The 17,676-nt window shown below is 46.5% G+C and carries 16 protein-coding genes; 14 read left to right on the top strand and 2 right to left on the bottom strand.

The window, feature by feature from the left end:
* Positions 1 to 26 precede the first annotated feature (26 nt).
* The 11 genes from NYE23_RS16945 (at position 27) to NYE23_RS16895 (ending at position 12,049) form a co-directional block, all read left to right on the top strand.
* Complete coding sequence (locus NYE23_RS16945; protein ID WP_341079454.1) at positions 27 to 848, top strand: DUF3100 domain-containing protein; 822 nt, start codon at positions 27 to 29, stop codon at positions 846 to 848.
* Positions 841 to 1,293 carry a hypothetical protein gene (locus NYE23_RS16940; RefSeq protein ID WP_341079453.1) on the top strand — a complete coding sequence of 151 codons (453 nt, stop codon included), beginning with the start codon at positions 841 to 843 and terminating at the stop codon, positions 1,291 to 1,293. The genes NYE23_RS16945 and NYE23_RS16940 overlap by 8 nt, the downstream gene beginning before the upstream one ends.
* A gap of 291 nt (positions 1,294 to 1,584) precedes the next feature.
* Entirely contained in the window at positions 1,585 to 2,868 is a 1,284-nt protein-coding gene (locus NYE23_RS16935) for a M20 family metallo-hydrolase (protein ID WP_341079452.1), read from the top strand.
* 17 nt (positions 2,869 to 2,885) lie between these two features.
* The gene (locus tag NYE23_RS16930) at positions 2,886 to 3,383 is read left to right on the top strand and encodes a GNAT family N-acetyltransferase (RefSeq protein ID WP_341079451.1); all 498 of its coding nucleotides are present in this window, start codon (positions 2,886 to 2,888) and stop codon (positions 3,381 to 3,383) included.
* A gap of 530 nt (positions 3,384 to 3,913) precedes the next feature.
* The gene (locus tag NYE23_RS16925) at positions 3,914 to 4,930 is read left to right on the top strand and encodes a TAXI family TRAP transporter solute-binding subunit (protein ID WP_341079450.1); all 1,017 of its coding nucleotides are present in this window, start codon (positions 3,914 to 3,916) and stop codon (positions 4,928 to 4,930) included.
* Positions 4,931 to 4,943: 13 nt separating this feature from the next.
* The gene (locus NYE23_RS16920; RefSeq protein ID WP_341079449.1) at positions 4,944 to 6,905 is read left to right on the top strand and encodes a TRAP transporter permease; all 1,962 of its coding nucleotides are present in this window, start codon (positions 4,944 to 4,946) and stop codon (positions 6,903 to 6,905) included.
* 13 nt (positions 6,906 to 6,918) lie between these two features.
* A complete protein-coding gene (locus NYE23_RS16915) occupies positions 6,919 to 7,638 on the top strand; it encodes a FadR/GntR family transcriptional regulator (RefSeq protein ID WP_341079448.1) in 720 nt (239 codons plus the stop codon).
* Complete coding sequence (locus NYE23_RS16910; RefSeq protein WP_341079447.1) at positions 7,635 to 9,050, top strand: FAD-binding oxidoreductase; 1,416 nt, start codon at positions 7,635 to 7,637, stop codon at positions 9,048 to 9,050. Before NYE23_RS16915 ends, NYE23_RS16910 begins: the two co-directional genes overlap by 4 nt.
* A complete protein-coding gene (locus NYE23_RS16905; RefSeq protein ID WP_341079446.1) occupies positions 9,043 to 10,308 on the top strand; it encodes a (Fe-S)-binding protein in 1,266 nt (421 codons plus the stop codon). Before NYE23_RS16910 ends, NYE23_RS16905 begins: the two co-directional genes overlap by 8 nt.
* A gap of 18 nt (positions 10,309 to 10,326) precedes the next feature.
* On the top strand, positions 10,327 to 11,535 hold the full coding sequence (gene lhgO / locus NYE23_RS16900) for an L-2-hydroxyglutarate oxidase (protein WP_341079445.1): 1,209 nt from the start codon (positions 10,327 to 10,329) through the stop codon (positions 11,533 to 11,535).
* 58 nt (positions 11,536 to 11,593) lie between these two features.
* Positions 11,594 to 12,049 carry a hypothetical protein gene (locus NYE23_RS16895; protein WP_341079444.1) on the top strand — a complete coding sequence of 152 codons (456 nt, stop codon included), beginning with the start codon at positions 11,594 to 11,596 and terminating at the stop codon, positions 12,047 to 12,049.
* A gap of 42 nt (positions 12,050 to 12,091) precedes the next feature.
* Here the strand turns inward: NYE23_RS16895 and cbpA are convergent, their stop codons facing one another.
* Complete coding sequence (gene cbpA / locus NYE23_RS16890) at positions 12,092 to 12,736, bottom strand: cyclic di-AMP binding protein CbpA (RefSeq protein WP_341079443.1); 645 nt, start codon at positions 12,734 to 12,736, stop codon at positions 12,092 to 12,094.
* A 139-nt stretch (positions 12,737 to 12,875) separates the two neighbouring features.
* Between cbpA and NYE23_RS16885 the strand changes: the two genes are divergently transcribed.
* From NYE23_RS16885 to NYE23_RS16875, 3 genes are all read left to right on the top strand, one after another.
* Positions 12,876 to 13,520 carry a LytTR family DNA-binding domain-containing protein gene (locus tag NYE23_RS16885; RefSeq protein WP_341079442.1) on the top strand — a complete coding sequence of 215 codons (645 nt, stop codon included), beginning with the start codon at positions 12,876 to 12,878 and terminating at the stop codon, positions 13,518 to 13,520.
* A 132-nt stretch (positions 13,521 to 13,652) separates the two neighbouring features.
* Positions 13,653 to 15,188, top strand: coding sequence for an acetyl-CoA hydrolase/transferase family protein (locus NYE23_RS16880; protein ID WP_341079441.1), 1,536 nt, complete (start codon positions 13,653 to 13,655; stop codon positions 15,186 to 15,188).
* A 107-nt stretch (positions 15,189 to 15,295) separates the two neighbouring features.
* Complete coding sequence (locus tag NYE23_RS16875) at positions 15,296 to 16,489, top strand: class I SAM-dependent rRNA methyltransferase (RefSeq protein ID WP_341079440.1); 1,194 nt, start codon at positions 15,296 to 15,298, stop codon at positions 16,487 to 16,489.
* Positions 16,490 to 16,548: 59 nt separating this feature from the next.
* On the opposite strand, the gene NYE23_RS16870 is transcribed toward NYE23_RS16875, so the two are convergent.
* A complete protein-coding gene (locus tag NYE23_RS16870; protein WP_341079439.1) occupies positions 16,549 to 17,604 on the bottom strand; it encodes a TRAP transporter substrate-binding protein in 1,056 nt (351 codons plus the stop codon).
* Positions 17,605 to 17,676 lie beyond the last annotated feature (72 nt).

Below are 17,676 nucleotides of genomic sequence, written 5' to 3'. Positions count from 1 at the left end.
TAATCTTTTAATCCAGGGGGGAAAACATGAAAAACGAAAAGACAGAAATTTTAAAAGATTGGCGCTTGCATGCCGTTGTGCTGGTGCTGGTTATGGCTACTGAAGCGATTGGACAGATCAGCTTTAAAGTTGGCGCAGGGGTTATTCTGCTTCTGCCAATGCTTTATGCGTTTTTCCTGGGGCTGGGCCTTTACTTCACTCCGCTTATTAAGGAAAAACAGGCTAAAAATGCAGAGCCCCTCATCGTGCTTGGGGTTACTCTTTTAATTGCCAAAATAGGAGTAACAATCGGGCCGCAAATCGAGGCAATCATTGCGGCGGGGCCATCATTATTGCTGCAGGAACTTGGTAACCTGGGAACAATCTTATTTGCACTGCCAGTGGCCATTTTTCTTGGCTTTAAAAGAGAAGCCATTGGCATGACCCACTCGATTGGCCGAGAGCCGAACGTCGGACTGATTATGAATAAATACGGATTTGATTCGCCAGAAGGCAGAGGAGTAATGGCTATTTATATTTTCGGTACTGTGTTTGGTGCTGCCTTCCTCGGGTTGATTTCCGGATTCCTGGCCACCATTACCCCGCTCCATCCACTGTCGTTCGCGATGGCATCGGGTGTGGGAAGCGGCAGCATGATGGCGGCAGCAAGCGGATCGCTCGTCGCTGCCTTCCCTGAAATGGAGGCGCAGATTGTTGCCTTCGCAGGCGCCAGTAACCTGCTTTCACTTTCTACAGGGCTGTATGCCAGTATTTTCATTGGATTGCCTCTTACTGAAAAGCTGTACAGCATCATGATGAAACGCAAAGAGAAAAAGGCTGCGGACAAAGGGGGAGATATCCATGCTTAAAAATATAACAGAGTGGTTCCTGATCTTAGGTATATTCGGTCTTTCAGCGCTGATCGGAAATTGGGTAGGCTACGATATCCTGCCGTCTGCAGCCATTCCTGGCATGATTGTATTAATTGTCATCAGTGTCCTGGGCCTGATTCTTGAAAAAGTGCTGCCAGGAAATATCCCGAGCGTTGGATATATCGGGATTATCGGAATCATCATTTCCATTCCCGGAGTACCGGGGTCTGAATATGTTGTTGAATGGACAACTCAGGTGAATATCCTCGCTCTTGCTACCCCAATTCTGGCTTATGCAGGCATCTCAATCGGAAAGAATTGGGCTGACTTTTCCAAGCTGGGCTGGAGAAGCATTATTGTCGCAGTCTTCGTGTTCTTCGGAACCTTTATCGGATCTGCAGTAATTGCCGAGATTATTTTACGAATGCAGGGGATTATCTAATGATTTGCGGCCTGGCAGGTGGACATCTGCCGGGCTTTCTGCTCTGCATTAGTCATTTTTTAGGATATATCAGTCTCTTTCACAGGTTTATCGGTCAGAATTAAAATATATCTGTTGCTTTTTTGATATATCGGTCAAAATTCCATTTTATCAGTCACTCTTCCAATATATCGGTCAAGCTTCTATTTTATCGGTCAGTTTTCCGATATTATCGGTCACTTCCTGGCGAATCAACATTCCAGTAATCTCACAGTGTTAACAGTATCCAAAAAATAAGAAAGAGTGAAACCTATGAACCTTTATGAACAGTTATTAAAAGATTATGACCAAGAACTTACTCATTCGGGTGTAAACGGCGAAAGATTGGCCTTAAGACTTGATGAGCTTTCAAGGATAGGCCTCATGGACAGCGGCGGGCTGACCCGCCCCGGTTATTCTGCCGAAGAGAAAAAAGCGAAAGAGCTAGTAATCCAGTGGATGAAAAACGCTGATCTTACTGTGACTGAAGATGGAGCAGGGAATGTATTCGGCAGATTGGAAGGTAAAACAGCAGGGTCCTCAATCGCTTCAGGTTCCCATGTTGACAGTGTTCCAAATGGAGGGCACTTTGATGGGCCGTTAGGGGTTCTTTCAGCATTGGAAGTTGCAGAGTCATGGAAAGAAACAGGATACATACCGGAGAAACCGTATGAGATTGTGATTTTTTCAGATGAAGAGGGTTCGAGATTCAAGAGCAGCTTAACAGGCAGCCGGGCATTTATGGGTCAGCTGAAGAAGGAGGAAATGGATAGCCTGCGGGATGAAAATGGCAAGTCGTTTCGGGAAGTATTGACCGAATATGGCAGCAGTGCGGAAGAGTGCTTAGATGCAGGAAAAAACAGGCGTGAAATCGAAACCTTTGTGGAAGTCCATATCGAGCAGGGGAAGGTACTGGAAAGAGAGAACCAGCCAGTTGGAGTGGTAAAAGGAATTGCAGGCCCAGCCTCGCTGGAGGTTACTTTTACAGGAGAAGCTGGACATGCAGGAAATACGCCGATGGCCGGTCGCAGAGATCCATTAGTGGCTGCCTCATTGTTTGTAGCGGCCATCGAGAACTTCCCGAAGCAGGTCAGTGATACAGCTGTTGCCACTGTCGGCAAGCTGAACGTGCATCCAAATGGCTTTAATGTCATCGCACAGGAAGTAATATTAACAGTGGATATCCGGGATATTTTTGAAGAAACCCGTGATCAGCTGCTTGAACACATTAAGATCGAAGCCCGAAAAATAGCAGACGAACGAAGTATTGACGTGAAAATGAAACTGAATGCCAAAATTAAACCATTGCCAATTGAAGAAAGGCTTCAGGCGGGTATAGCAGAATCTCTTGCCAAGTTCAAAATTAAACCCGTTTACATCCCAAGCGGTGCCGGCCATGACACCATGATAGTCGGAACTGAAGTGCCAGCCGCCATGCTGTTCGTCCGCAGCAGGGATGGCATCAGCCATAATCCGCGGGAATGGACGACATTAAATGACTGTGTATATGGTGTGCATGTTTTGAAAGATTTTGTTGAAGGACTTATGAAAAAATAGAAAAAGGAGCAGTCTTCATGATTATCCGCCACATTACCCCAACAGACGCCCAGTCCCTGGCAAATCTAATTACCCAAGTAGAAAACGAATCAGACTACATGCTATTTGAGCCAGGTGAAAGGCAGACGTCAGCTGAGGCGCAGCGTAAAAGAATCGAGACCGTCCAAAAAGAAAATCATTCAACCATAATTGTAGCGGAACAGAATAATAGATTGATCGGCTTCTTAATGGTGATTGGCGGTGCAGCAAAGAGAAACCGGCACTCAGCCTATCTCGTTGCAGGCATTCTCAGGGAACACAGAGGACGGGGCATCGGCACTATGCTGTTTGAGGAACTGGACCGCTGGGCGCGTGAACACAATATCCACAGGCTGGAGCTTACAACAGTTATCCATAATCAGGCCGGTGTCACCCTCTACAAAAAGGCTGGATTCCAGATCGAAGGCACCAAAAAACACTCGCTTATGATAAACGGCCAATTTGTGGATGAATACTATATGGGCAAGCTGCTATAACAGAAAGGTCATTCCCTTTAAAACAAGGGGAATGGCCTTTTTTTAGAGGGAGCAGTCTAAACCCTGATGGCACTTCAGACAGAGTAGAAGAAATCGGGGCGTTTGAGTCCGAACCCGGCCCAACTTCGGACAGAAAAAGTCGAACCCGGGCACCTAGAGTCCGAACCCGGCCCAACTTCGGACAGAGAAAGCCGAAATCGAGCACCCAGAGTCCGAACCCGGCCCAACTTCGGACAGGGAAAGCCGAACCCGGGCACCCAGAGTCCGAACCCCATCACGCTTTAAATAAAGAAAGCGCCAGCCCCCCAGCCCAGTCTAATTTAAATAGAATAACCTTTTAAATCCCCACAAGGTAAATTTTCCTATTTTCAATTCAGAAACCCCTGTATTCTCAAGGAATCTAGCATACAATTCCACAAAACAAAAAGAAAAATCAGAATTTTAATTGAATTCAAAACATGTAATCTTGTATACTTGTAATACAAGTTTGGAAAAAGCGCTTACATAATTACTTGGAAAGGGAGGATTTTATGATTCAAAAGAAGTGGAAGATTATCATATCGGTCCTGGCACTTGTCTTTATTGCCATTGTGGGCGTGAGGACAGCGGCCGAGAATGAGGATAAAAAATTCGTCTCCGTTGCGACCGCTTCAACCGGAGGTACATATTACCCGATAGGAGTTGGAATGGCTAACATCTGGAGCAGTCATTTAAAGGGTGAAAAAATCCAGGCAAGCGGACAGTCCTCTGCCGGATCTATTGAAAATATTGAACTTCTGCGTGAAGGGGAAGCACAGCTTGCAATTCTTCAGGGATTAATATCTTCTCAGGCTTATGCCGGAGACGACTCCTTTGAAGGGAAGCGATACGAGGATCTCCGCACGATTTCCATGCTCTGGCCAAATGTGGAGCATTTCGTGCTGATGAACAGTGACATCAAAAGCGGGACGATTGACGATATAAAAGGAACCCGCTTTTCAGTAGGGCCGCAGGCAAGCGGCACGGAGCAATCCACAGTCGTGATGATGGATGGCCTTGGTCTTACGAAAAAAGATATTTCTCCTGAGTATCTGGGTTACAGTGACACGGTTTCAGCAATGCGTGACGGGAGATTGGACGGAGGATCGCTTCCGGCAGGAATCCCGATTTCCGCTGTAACAGATATGTATGCAAGTAATGTGAAAGCCTCGATTTTGGAAGTAACCGATGAGCAGCTGGATGCCATTAATGTAATATCTGACAGCTGGTACCGCTATGTGATTCCTGGAGGCACTTATCCTCGAATTGACGAAGATATCAACACCATTGCCCAGCCGAACCTTTTATCCACAACGAAACAAATGGATGAAGAAACAATCTATATTTTAACTAAAACGCTTTATGAGAATCTTGATGAAATGTATGAGGTTCATAGCTCTGCCAAGGAAATGACTCTGGAAACGGCCCTTGATGGTGTATCTGTGCCATTGCATGCAGGAGCCTACAGATATTTCAAAGAAGCTGGTCTGGATATACCTGAAAATCTAATTCCACCGGAAGCAAAATAAAGGAGGGAACATGATGACAAAATCAAGCGAACCCATTGTACAGCCCATTGATTTGGATAAAGAAGCAGGCGGAGGTATGCGCCTGCTTGAGGGGCCATACAAAAAAACTGCTGCCGCCATTGCTGTACTGTTTTCTGCTTTTGCCATTTATTCCAATGGATTATCCAATATTCAAGAGATCTACAGAAACCTGATCTTCTTGGGCATCCTGCTGGTGATGACTTTTTTGTACTATCCCGCCGGCAAATCGTCCAATCAAAAGAGGTTTACTTTACCTGACTACTTATTTGCGGCCCTTGCCCTTGCAGGCCTTGGCTACCTGCTTCTGAATTACACAACAATACATGTGGACCGGAGCTCCCAGCCGATTATGATTGATTATATCTTTGGAGCTATAACGATCATCGTTCTGCTCGAAGCTTCAAGACGCGCAGTTGGTATCTTTATTCCGATCCTGTGCGGAGGCGCTATTGTATATGCCCTTTTTGGCACATACTTCCCGTGGATATTCGGACATGCCGGCTTTTCACTGGAACGCCTTCTGTACCGTCTTTATATGACAACTGAGGGTGTACTGGGATTAACGCTTTCAACGGCTTCCACGTTTATCGTCATGTTCGTCCTGTTTGGGGCATTCCTGTCTGTCAGCGGCGCTACCCAGCTATTCAATGATCTTGCCCTTGCCATTGCAGGAAGAAAGCGCGGAGGCCCGGCTCAGGTTGCGGTCATCTCCAGTGCACTGACAGGATCGTTGAGCGGAAGTGCAGTGGCTAACGTTGCCACAACAGGAGCGTTTACAATTCCCTTAATGAAATCCATTGGTCTTAAGCCTAAGTTTGCCGGTGCCGTAGAAGCAGCTGCTTCAACTGGCGGTATGATAATGCCGCCGATTATGGGTGCTGCGGCCTTCATCATGGCCGGATTCCTTGGAATCTCTTATACTACTGTTATCCTGGCAGCCATTATACCAAGCTTCTTCTATTATATCGCGCTGATTTTTGCCATCGACATCGAGGCGAAAAAGCTTGGATTAAAAGGCATCAGCAAAGAGAATATTCCGGATGTAGTCCAAATCCTGAAGGAACGCGGGGTTCTCCTTATCCCGATTATCGTCGTTATCACAACACTTTTAATGGGAAAAACAGCCCTTTTTGCCGGATTTGCCGGAATCGGCGCAGTCATCATTGCGAGCTGGCTGGCAAAGGATAAATCATCAAGAATCACTATTTCTAAAACAATTGAGGCATTTATCGAAGGCGGAAGAGGGACGATTCAAGTCGGGATTGCCTGCGCCGCCATTGGAATCATCATTTGCGTTGTTACTATGACGGGAATTGGATCTACATTAGCTTATAATATTGTCGAATTAACCGGCGGTCAGCTTTGGCTGATTTTAATCGTCGTTATGCTTACTTGCATCGTTTTAAGCATGGGGCTTCCATCCACAGCACTTTACATCGTTGTTGCGGTTACAGCTGCTCCAGCCCTTGTGGAAGCGGGCGTTAACCCGATTGCGGCACACTTCTTTGTGTTCTGGTTTGGTGCATTGTCCAACATTACGCCGCCTGTGGCATTGGCATCTTATACTGCAGCGGGACTGGCCGGAGCCAATGCGATGCAGACATCATGGGAAGCGCTTAGAATCTCACTTCCGGGCTTTATCATCCCATTCATGATAGCCTATAATCCTATCATTCTGCTTCAGGCAGCAGAGGGAGAAACGATATCCATTTTATCAGTCGCGCTTGTGGTCATCACAAGCACGCTGGGCATTTACGCACTGGCAAGTTCACTTGGAAACTACCTGAATGCCAAGCTGACGATTGTTGAAAGAGTCCTAATGTTTGCCGGAGCTTTAATGCTGATTAAGCCAGGCATGATCACGGATATTGCCGGACTCGGTCTTTGCGTGTTCGCGATTCTCTTCCATATCATTAGAGTAAAGAAAAGCAGTTCAGTCGAAATCACCATTTAAGGAGCTGGCATCAATGAAAATCGAACGAAAAAAAATCTCGGCACAAGTATTGGATCAGCTGAAGGAAATGATAAAGGGTGGCAAGTTCCCGGCGAATGAGCCGATGCCATCCGAGAATGAACTGGCCAAGCTGTTTGGCGTCAGCCGTGCGCCTGTTCGAGAAGCATTGAGTGTCTTATCTGCCAGCGGAATTATTGAATCCAGGCAGGGCGGCCGCAGCTTTGTCAAGGAAATAAATATGGCAGACATGCTTGGTTCGTTAGCAATTGAATATATTCCCGTGGAACAGGTTTTTGAGCTTCTGGAAATGCGGATGATTATGGAGACCCAGGCAGCAGCAATTGCTGCCTTGCGTCGTGATGAGGATGACCTGGAAAAAATAAAGGGAGCCCTCGATCAATTTGAAATCACATTGTCTAATCCCGATGCGGTAGGTGATCAGGCAGATGTTAATTTTCATAAACACCTGATTACTGCGACGAAAAATCGTTTCATGATCCAGGTTATGGAAAATATCGATGATCTGTATCGGAAAGCGATTGCCTTTTCCCTCCAGAAAAACGTCGGTCTTCCGGCAAAGCGTGAACAGGTTTTTCGGGAGCATATGACCATTTTTACGGCTATTAAAGAACAGGATGAAGGAAAAGCAGCAAAGGCGATGCAAGTCCATCTTGAAAATGTGACGAAGAAGCTAAAAGTGAATGAAGGGGAAGGAAAGAAGGTGCTATTGTGATCACCGAACAGATTGTTGACCGGCTTAGAAGCATCATGAGATCAGAAAAGCACATTCTGCTTGAGAAAGCGGACCTGGTCTCTTACTCATATGACGGTTCATTTGGAGCCTATATCCCTGAGATCATTCTGCAGCCGGTTTCGACTGAGGAAACAGCAGGCATTGTAAAGCTGGCAAATGAAATGAAAATCCCCGTCTATCCAAGAGGCAGGGGAACGAGTCTGAGCGGAGGCCCGCTTCCGGTCCATGGCGGGATGGTGCTTGATTTTTCCAGGTGGACCCAAAAGCTGATCATCGACCCTGAGGATACCGTTGCAATTGTATCTCCCGGGGTCATTACAGCTGATATTGACCGTGAAGCACAGCGGCATGGGCTGATGTATCCGCCAGATCCAAGCAGCTCCCATGTTTCCACAATCGGAGGGAACCTCGCCGAGAATGCAGGCGGGCCACGCGGTTTAAAGTACGGAGTAACAAAAGATTATGTGCTGGGGCTGGAGGTTGTAACGCCGGAAGGGGAGATTATCCGGACAGGCGGCAGGACGGTAAAGAATGTGACCGGCTATGACCTGACAAAGCTGATTGTCGGATCGGAAGGGACACTTGGCATCATCACAGAGGCCACTCTCCAGCTGATTCCAAGACCGCAGGCAACCCAGACAATGATGGTCATTTTTGATGACATTATTGATGCTGGAAAAGCCATCTCGGCGGTGCTCACATCCGGCATCCTGCCATCCAAAATGGAAATCATGGACCAGGCTTCGATCCAGGCGGTGGAAGAGTTTCAGCCGATCGGTCTTCCAATTGATGTGGATGCCATTATCCTGATTGAGCTTGATGGCCACCCAATCGCTATCAGGGAAGAAAGCGAGCAGGTGAAGAAGGTGTGCCTGGATGTTGGGGCAAGGGAAGCGATCATCGCCAGGGATAAGGAATCTGCTGAAAGCCTATGGAAAGCCAGAAAACTCGTTTCTCCGGCCATCGTCAGGAAAAAGCCGACGAAAATTTCCGAAGATGCCACAATTCCAAGAAGCAAGATTCCTGAAATGTTCAGAAGGCTTCAGGAAATCAAAGCAAAATATGAAATTGATTTAGTGGTATTCGGCCATGCAGGTGATGGGAATTTGCATCCAAATATCATTACAGATAAGCAGGATAAAGAAGAAATGAAGCGGGTGGAAAAAGCGGTCGAAGAAATTTTTACAGCAGCGATTGAATTAGGGGGAACTCTCTCAGGCGAGCATGGAATCGGGACTATGAAGGCACCGTTTATGGAAATGGAGCTTGGTGAAGCAGGGCTGGACATGATGAAACGAATGAAAAAAGCTTGGGATCCAAACAACATAATGAATCCGGGGAAGATTTTTCCCGAGACAAAAGGGCAGAGGCTGGTGTTAGTCCATGACTAGCCAGCTCGCCTATAAAGAAACATTCGATTGTGTCCAGTGCGGCTATTGTCTCCCGGCCTGTCCCACATACGCCACTATGGGGAAGGAAAGGCACTCTCCAAGGGGCCGGATCAATCTTGTGCAAATGGCGGCGGAAGGGAAAATAACCATCAATGAAATCACCGACTCGATGGAGCTCTGTCTTGGCTGCCGCGCCTGTGAGACGGCATGTCCAACCAATGTTCAATATGGAAAAATTCTCGAATCATTTAATGAAGTAAAAGTTGCCGAAGCACCCGCTCCGTTCATGGAAAACATGGCTCTGCAGAAAGCATTGCCGAATAAGAAGCTGCTCGCAGCCATGAGAGCCTCACTTCGGGCATATCAAAAAACGGGCATGGATTCATTTGCACGCAAAAGCAAAGTGCTGGGTATTCTTCCCGAACAGCTGCGCGCTTTTGAAGAAATCACACCCGCTGTGGAAATGCCCAATAAGCAGCTGAGATCTGGAATCGTCATGCCGGAGAGCAAGCCGAAAGCCCGCGTCGCTTTTTTTACAGGATGCATTATGGATGTGTTTTTTGCCAAAATCAATGACCTCAGCATCAAGCTGCTTCAGCATGCCGGCTGCGAGGTCACTGTAATCAAGGAACAGACCTGCTGCGGCGCCCTTCAGAACCATAGCGGAGATACGGGAACATCCAGGAAACTGGCAAAGGAAAATATTGCAGCTTTTGAAAAAGGAAACTATGATTTTGTGGTTAATGCGATTGGCGGCTGCGGTGCAATGCTCGTTGAATATGATCACCTTCTCGCAGAAGACCCGGAATGGGCAGAGCGTGCCAGGGTGTTCGCACAAAAGAATAAGGATGTAAGTGTAATACTGAACAAACTCGGAATCAGTTTCAGCAGGGAACTCTCAGGTGCTGTGACCTATCAGCCATCCTGTCATCTGTTAAATGTGCAGAAGGTGGCCGAAGATCCCGTTCAGCTCCTCGAAAGCATACCAGGCATTAAATATGTTCCGCTTCCGAAAGGGGATATGTGCTGCGGCTCGGCAGGAATCTATAATATTGTTCACTATGAAGAGTCCATGGAAATACTCGACGCCAAAATGGAACATGTCCAAAGCATCTCTCCAGATACCATCGTCACGTCCAACCCTGGCTGTCATCTGCAGATGTGCCTAGGGGTCAAACGCGAGGGGCTTGAAGAGAAGGTGCGTGTGGTACATATCATCGAATTACTGGCAGAAGCCTGCGGGATTGATCATAAATAAGAGAAAGGGTGGAGGATCATGTATGATTACATCATTATTGGCGGGGGGATTGTCGGCCTGTCAACAGGAATGGAGCTGCTGAACCGGTTTCCATCTGCAAAAGTGGCTATCCTGGAAAAAGAAAGCCATGTGGCGGCCCATCAGACAGGCCATAACAGCGGAGTCATCCATTCCGGAATCTATTATAAGCCTGGAAGCTATAAAGCCCGACTTGCCAAAAAAGGCAGCGAATCCATGACGGAATTTTGCCGGAAGCAGGGGCTTGAAGTGGATATCTGCGGGAAAGTCATTGTCGCGAGCGAAGATTTCGAGCTGCCGCTTTTGGACGATTTATTTCAGCGCGGGCTGGATAACGGCCTTGCAATCCGAATGATTGACCAGGTGGAGCTCCATGAAATCGAGCCGCATGTAAATGGAAAAAAGGCCATCCACGTGCCAATGGCCGGCATTGTCAACTATAAGCAGGTTTCAGTAAAAATGGCCGAGATCATTACAGCAAAAGGCGGGGACATCCTTCTGAATCATAAAGTTCTGGCGATTGATGAAAATGCTCAGGAAGTAATCGTCAAGACCAGCCGGGGAGAGGTAAGGGGAGCTTACTATGTAAACTGCGGAGGCCTGCAGTCAGACCGGATTGCGAAGCTTGCCGGATTGAAAACAGATGTCAAAATTGTGCCATTCAGAGGCGAGTATTTCATGCTCAAGCCGGAAAAAAGCAGCCTCGTCAAAAATCTGATTTATCCTGTGCCCAATCCGAACTTCCCGTTCCTTGGAGTCCATTTTACCCGTATGATTAACGGAGCCATTGATGTGGGTCCAAATGCCGTTCTAAGCTTTAAAAGGGAGGGCTATAAAAAGACTGATCTGAATGTGGCAGACCTGATGGAGGTTATGGCTTATAAAGGCTTCTGGAAGCTCGCAAAGAAATATATGAAAGAAGGAGTGGAAGAAATGATCCGCTCAGCATCCAAGGAGCTCTTCATGAAAAATGTTCAGAAGCTAATGCCGGACATTCAGAAGGATGACATTGTTCCCGGACCGGCCGGTGTCAGAGCGCAGGCCCTGAAGGATGATGGCTCATTAGTCGATGACTTTTTCATTGTGCCGGGCAAACGCTCTATCCATGTTTTAAATGCACCATCCCCGGCCGCGACGGCTTCCATAGAAATTGGAAAAGAGATTGTCAGGAAGATGGATGGAATGTTTAAGGTAGAATCAGCTGTTTAAAAAAATGGAGAATAATTCAAATCCCTCTAAACCATAATATGGAATAAGGGGGGGTTATATGAAACCAACTACAGCGATCAGGCTGCTTCATTTGGTCATTCCTTGGCTGACCATATTTTTTCTGCCGAAAAAGTCATTCAATAAATTTTCAACCGTCTCGGTTTTTGCCGGAATTTTAGTGTTCATTATGAGCATTCTGGCCATTCCCTTTAAATGGTGGACAGTGGAGGGTGGACACTTCAAGAAATTGCTCAATGATCTCACCTTCATACTGGGTCCTTTTTTTATCGGGACCCTCTGGATCTTCCATTTCACCTTTGGCAGTTTCAAGAAGTACCTGACAGTAAATGCAATCATGGATCTGCTGTTTGCATACCCGCTAAATTACCTGTACCAAAGGTTTAACTTATACAAACTTGTAAAATTCAAGCCCATCCATATTTTCCTGTTCTTCACCTCTTATTCATGGATAATTTACGGGTACCAGGAATTCTTTCATAGGAATCAAAGGTAAGAAAAAAGCCGTTTCCCTCAAGGAACGGCTTTTCATCTTTTATCAGCATTCTCCATTATGACACTCGACTCCGATCACACGGAAGCCATTTGCATCCAGTTCTTTCTTGATTTTATCCAGGGTTTCTTCTGTCGTATCCTTCGGCAATGTAAAAAGGATACGGCGGATCAGGCTGACGTGGAAGTTGGATGAATCCAATGAGATGACTCCCTGGATATCGCTATACTTACTGATAATACTGCTTATCTTTTTCAATGTTCCCTGTGTGCCATAGCTTCCCACAGTCAGCGTATAGCTTCCGCGGTTCAGTCCCCACGCTTCCTCCAGCAGTTCCAGTACGGCCGCATGTGTCAGCAATCCGACAAACTGCCCATGGTCATTTTTAACCGGCAGATAAGGATATCTCTTCAGTGTGAAAAAGGCTTTCATGAAGGAGTCATTCTCATCAATTATGGTTTGCTGGTCTTTAGCCAGAGCCGTAATCGGTTCATCCAAAGAATGGTTCTCCTTATATTCTAAAATATCAACCTTATAAATATTGCCGGTAAACTTTGTATGTGCGGCATCCAGAATAGGGACACAGCGGTAGCCAGTTTCATTTAAAAACTGCAGCGCCTGTTCCAAATTAAAGGTTTCATCACAAAACCGGACATCTTTTTTATCCACCATCTGATGGCGAATCAGCATACGAGCATCCTCCTTTACCCCTAATCTTCTCTATTTTATGCCGGTGCCTTTTCGGTCATGATTAGAAATTAAGTGAATCCCCCTCCGAAAACTTGTAAAATAAGAAAAAGCCATCATCATGAAAGGTGCTGAAAAAAACGTGGAAAGCATTACAGTTGTATCGCTGCTGGATGTAATTGGAGAGCTGTTTTCCGATGAGATTTCCATAGCGGTTTCCAATACGAGTGAATATATCTATTACCGGCCGAGCAAGCGCATCGATTTGAAAATCAGGTCAGGGGACATGGTAAAGGAAGGGACCATTGCCTATAAGGCTTTAGGGACACAGCAAAGAGTGTCGGAGTTTATTGACCGCGATGTATTTGGTGTTCCGTATCACGGCATGGCCGTGCCATTTTTGCATGAAGGGAAGCTTGAAGGCTGTGTAACCGCCATTTTTCCGGCTCTGACGGACGGCAAATCGGTTGTGACGATGAAAACGAATGATGGCTGGATTCCCATTCCCTTTTCCGAAGTTGTCTGCCTTGAGGCAAAGGATAAGAAGACCTATGTACATGCTGGCGGCCATTCAGGCACTCATAAATACTCGCTTCAGGATTTTGAGTATTCGCTGCCGAAGGACAGTTTCATCCGCTGCCACCGCTCATTCATTGTAAATGTCAATCATATCAAGGAAATCTTTCCTGATACCCATTCCACCTTTCTCCTCGTCATGAAAAATGGGGACCGGGTGCCTGTCAGCCAGTCATATTCCAGTTATTTCAGGAAATTGCTCGGTTTTTAGAAAATTCTTTCTGTTTCAGCTGTGAAATTTGCTGTTTTATCGGAATTTTCCGTAAGATAATCGGAAAATTCCTGGCTCCCTCTTTATCCGGGTAAAATGGTTACATATATCTTGATAGAGGGGATGAACATCATGGAGAAACATTTAGAACGGATTCGCGACAGCCGCCTGCATGACCGGGTAGTTACACCTGAAGAAGCAGCATCCTGGATAAAGGATGGCATGACTCTTGGGTTAAGCGGTTTTACACGTGCAGGTGATGTGAAAGCGGTGCCATTCGCGCTCGCTGACCGTGCCAGACATGAGAGCTTTAAAGTAAATGTCTATACGGGTGCTTCTTTGGGGTCTGATGTGGATAAGCTTTTTGCGGAAGCAGGGATTTTGGGAAAAAGGCTGCCATTTCAGGCCGATCCGACCATGAGGAAAGGGATTAACCAGGGGGATTTCCTGTTTGTCGATCAGCATTTATCCCACACGGCAGAGCTTGTCCGCGCCAATGTTATGGATCCTATTGATTTCGCTATTTTGGAAGCGGTTTCTATCTCGGAAGATGGGCTGATCATTCCGTCTACTTCTATCGGAAACTCGCTGTCTTTCGCGGAAAATGCCAGGCATATCATTATTGAAATCAATTTGGCCCAATCCACACAGCTGGAAGGGCTCCATGATTTATATGAACCTGGCAGGCAGGGGAAGCGGAATCCGATTCCGCTGACGAAAGCCGACGACCGTATCGGCGCTCCAGGAATTAAAGTGGATTTGGATAAGGTGAGGGGAATCGTATTCACGAATCAGCAGGACTCTCCTTCGACGATCGTGCCGCCGGATGAAGAAACCGCCATCATGGCCCAGCATCTGCTGCAATTTCTCCGCGGGGAAATTACAGCAGGGAGGCTGACAAATAGCCTGGCACCGCTGCAGTCGGGTATTGGTTCGGTGGCCAATGCTGTGCTTCATGGAATGCTTGGTTCTGAGTTTGAGAATCTGGAAGTCTATTCAGAAGTGCTGCAGGATGCGGTATTTGATTTGATGGATGCCGGAAAGGTGAACTTTGCGTCCTGCTGTTCTATCACTTTATCAGATGCAAAAATGAAAGAGGTTTTCACGAACTTTGACCGGTACAGGGAGCGCTTAATAATGCGTCCGCAGGAGATTTCCAACCATCCTGAAATCATCCGCCGCCTCGGCTTGATTTCGATCAATACAGCACTGGAGATTGATATTTATGGAAACGTGAACTCCACCCATGTCCTTGGAACGAAAATGATGAATGGCATCGGCGGATCGGGTGATTTTGCCAGAAATGCACGCCTGGCGATCTTCGTGACAAAATCAATTGCCAAAGACGGCAAGATTTCAAGCATCGTCCCATTCGTCTCCCATGTAGACCACACTGAGCATGATGTCGATGTCATTGTGACAGAACAGGGATATGCAGATCTGCGCGGTCTGGCTCCAAGGCAGCGCGTCGAACTGATTATCGAGAATTGCGCACACCCGCTGTACCGCGGCCAGCTTCGCGAATATTACCGGGAAGCCCTCACAAGAGGCGGCCAGACTCCGCACGTACTGGAAAAGGCCCTCTCCTGGCATACAGACTTTGCAAAGAATGGAACCATGCTAAAAGAAACAGCGGCAGCTGCTGCTCCTCAGTGGAGTTTCTGTTAAAACAGATGGTGACAGGCACCTATACCACTTCTATCCAACTGGTATAGGTGCCTGTCACTTTTAATGTTACAATGATAGCTATACTAACAAAATGATTGGGTGAATTTATGAGTAATGCTATCAAATTAATTGCGGCTTCTAAATATAAAAATAGTTTTAGGAATGGCTATCCGCTTGTGACGGAGGAGTCGGTGCAGCGGATTCCGAAGGGCATTGAAGAGGGAGCGGTCATTGAACTGGCTGATGAGAGCGGCCGGTTTATCGGCAAAGGATATTATGGAAAGCAGAATAAAGGCAGAGGCTGGATACTGTCGCGAAATCCTCAGGAAACCTTTGGTGAAGCATTTTTTGCAAAGAAATTCCAAGAAGCGTTAAGAAGACGGGAAGCTCTGTTCCATGATCCCGATACAACCGCTTTTCGGGCTTTTAATGGAGAAGGAGACGGAATCGGAGGCATCACGATTGATTATTATGATGGCTTTTATGTGATCAGCTGGTACAGCGAAGGCATTTATACGTTCAGGGATACGGTGATTCAGGCATTTATGAACAGTGCTGATGTAAAAGGATTGTATGAAAAGAAACGGTTTGCTGTAAAAGGCACTTATATAGAGGACGATGATTTTGCAGCAGGAGAACGGGCATCTTTTCCGCTAATGGTGAAAGAGAATGGAATCAGCTTTCCCATTTATCTGAATGATGGCGCCATGGTAGGTGTATTCCTTGACCAGAGGCATGTCCGGAAGACAATCAGGGACAAGTATGCGGAAGGAAAAACGGTCCTGAATACGTTCTCTTATACGGGCGCTTTTTCAGCGGCGGCCGCATTAGGGGGAGCAGTGAAAACAACCAGTGTCGACCTTGCCAACCGCAGCAAAAGCAAAACCATTGAAATGTTCAGCGTCAACGGCATTGATTTTGAAGCACAGGATATCATTGTGGAAGATGTGTTCAACTACTTCAAATATGCTGTCCGGAAGCAGCTGACATTTGATATGGTAATCCTGGACCCTCCGAGCTTTGCCCGGTCCAAAAAGCATACTTTCAGCGCCAGAAAAGATTACCCGGAGCTGCTCGCTCAGGCTATTCAGATCACAGAAAAGAACGGGATCATTGTGGCCTCATCAAACTGCAGCACATTCAGCATGAAAAAATTCAAAGACTTTATCAAAAAAGCATTCGCCCAAACAGGGGACCGCTACAAAATCCTGGAGGAATTCACCCTTCCGGAAGACTTCCGCACCATTAAGGAATTCAAAGAAGGAGACTACCTTAAAGTAGCATTCATACAGAAGCTGTAAAAAATGGGTGACAGGTACCTATACCACTTCGGCCAACTGGTATAGGACCTGTCACCTTTTCATTCATATTTAGCCCGCAGTTCCTTCATCTCTTCTACCAGATTCTTCCCGATATCCTGTGAGAAGTCCTCATAGACCGGATCCAGCACAGCCTGCCATTCCCTTTTTTCTTCCGGTGTGAGTTCATGAATCTGAATGGAGGAATTCTGTCTGATTTTTTCAAGCAGTTCTTCGTTCATATCAAAAGCCTTCCGGCTGTTCCATTCAGTTGTTTCTTCCATTGCCTCAAGCAGAATCCTTTTTGTTTCCTCACTTTGCTCATTCCAGACCTTCCCGCTCATCATCACCGCATATCCCAGATAGCCATGGTTGCTGATTGTCATATGCTTTTGCAGGTTATAAAATTTCTTTGAGTAGATGTTGGAAATCGTGTTTTCTTCACCATCCACATCGCCTTCCTCCAGCAGCTTGTAAGTGGAATTGAAGGAATCCTGAATAGCCTTTGCCTTCAGGCGGCTGAATTGGGCCGATATCACATCACTTTGCATGATACGGAAGGATTGTCCTTTCAGATCCCCCGGTTTTTGAATAGGACCCTGATTTGAAGTGATCTGCTTAAATCCATTTGGCCAGTGGGCGAGCCCTTTAATGCCGTCCCCCTGAAGAGAATTCAGCAGCTGCCTGCCGATATCCCCATTCAGACCTTCAAGTGCAGCTTCACGCGAAGGAAAGGCAAAAGGCAAATCAAGCACGCCCCATTGGGGGGAAAGCATGCCAAGCTTAGAGGTGGAAGGGGCAATAAAGTGAACCTGCCCTTCCTTAAGCGCATTAATTTCTTCAATATCAGAATAAAGGCTGCCGTTTGGAAACACTTCTATTTTAATATGGCCATCCGATTTTTCGGCCACGAGCTCTGCAAACTTTTGGGCGGCAAGGCCCTTCGGCGTATTTTCAGCCACCACATGGCTGAACTTAAAGACAATTTGATCCTTTAGCCCTTCCTGGTCATCATCGTAGGGAATCTCTTCTCTTGGGAAAAAGCTTTGATAGCCAAAGAAGGCAGCCAGCAGCAAAACCATGCCGGCAAGGAGAATATAGCCTGCGGCGCTTTTCATTTGAATCCTCCTTTTTAAAACTATTAATGTTATCATACTTACAAGAATTCTATCCGTAAAGACAGAAGGGAG

Origin of the sequence: Cytobacillus sp. FSL H8-0458 (assembly GCF_038002165.1) — a bacterium.
GTDB lineage: Bacteria > Bacillota > Bacilli > Bacillales > Cytobacillaceae > Cytobacillus.
This window is presented reverse-complemented; position numbering and strand designations above follow the sequence as displayed.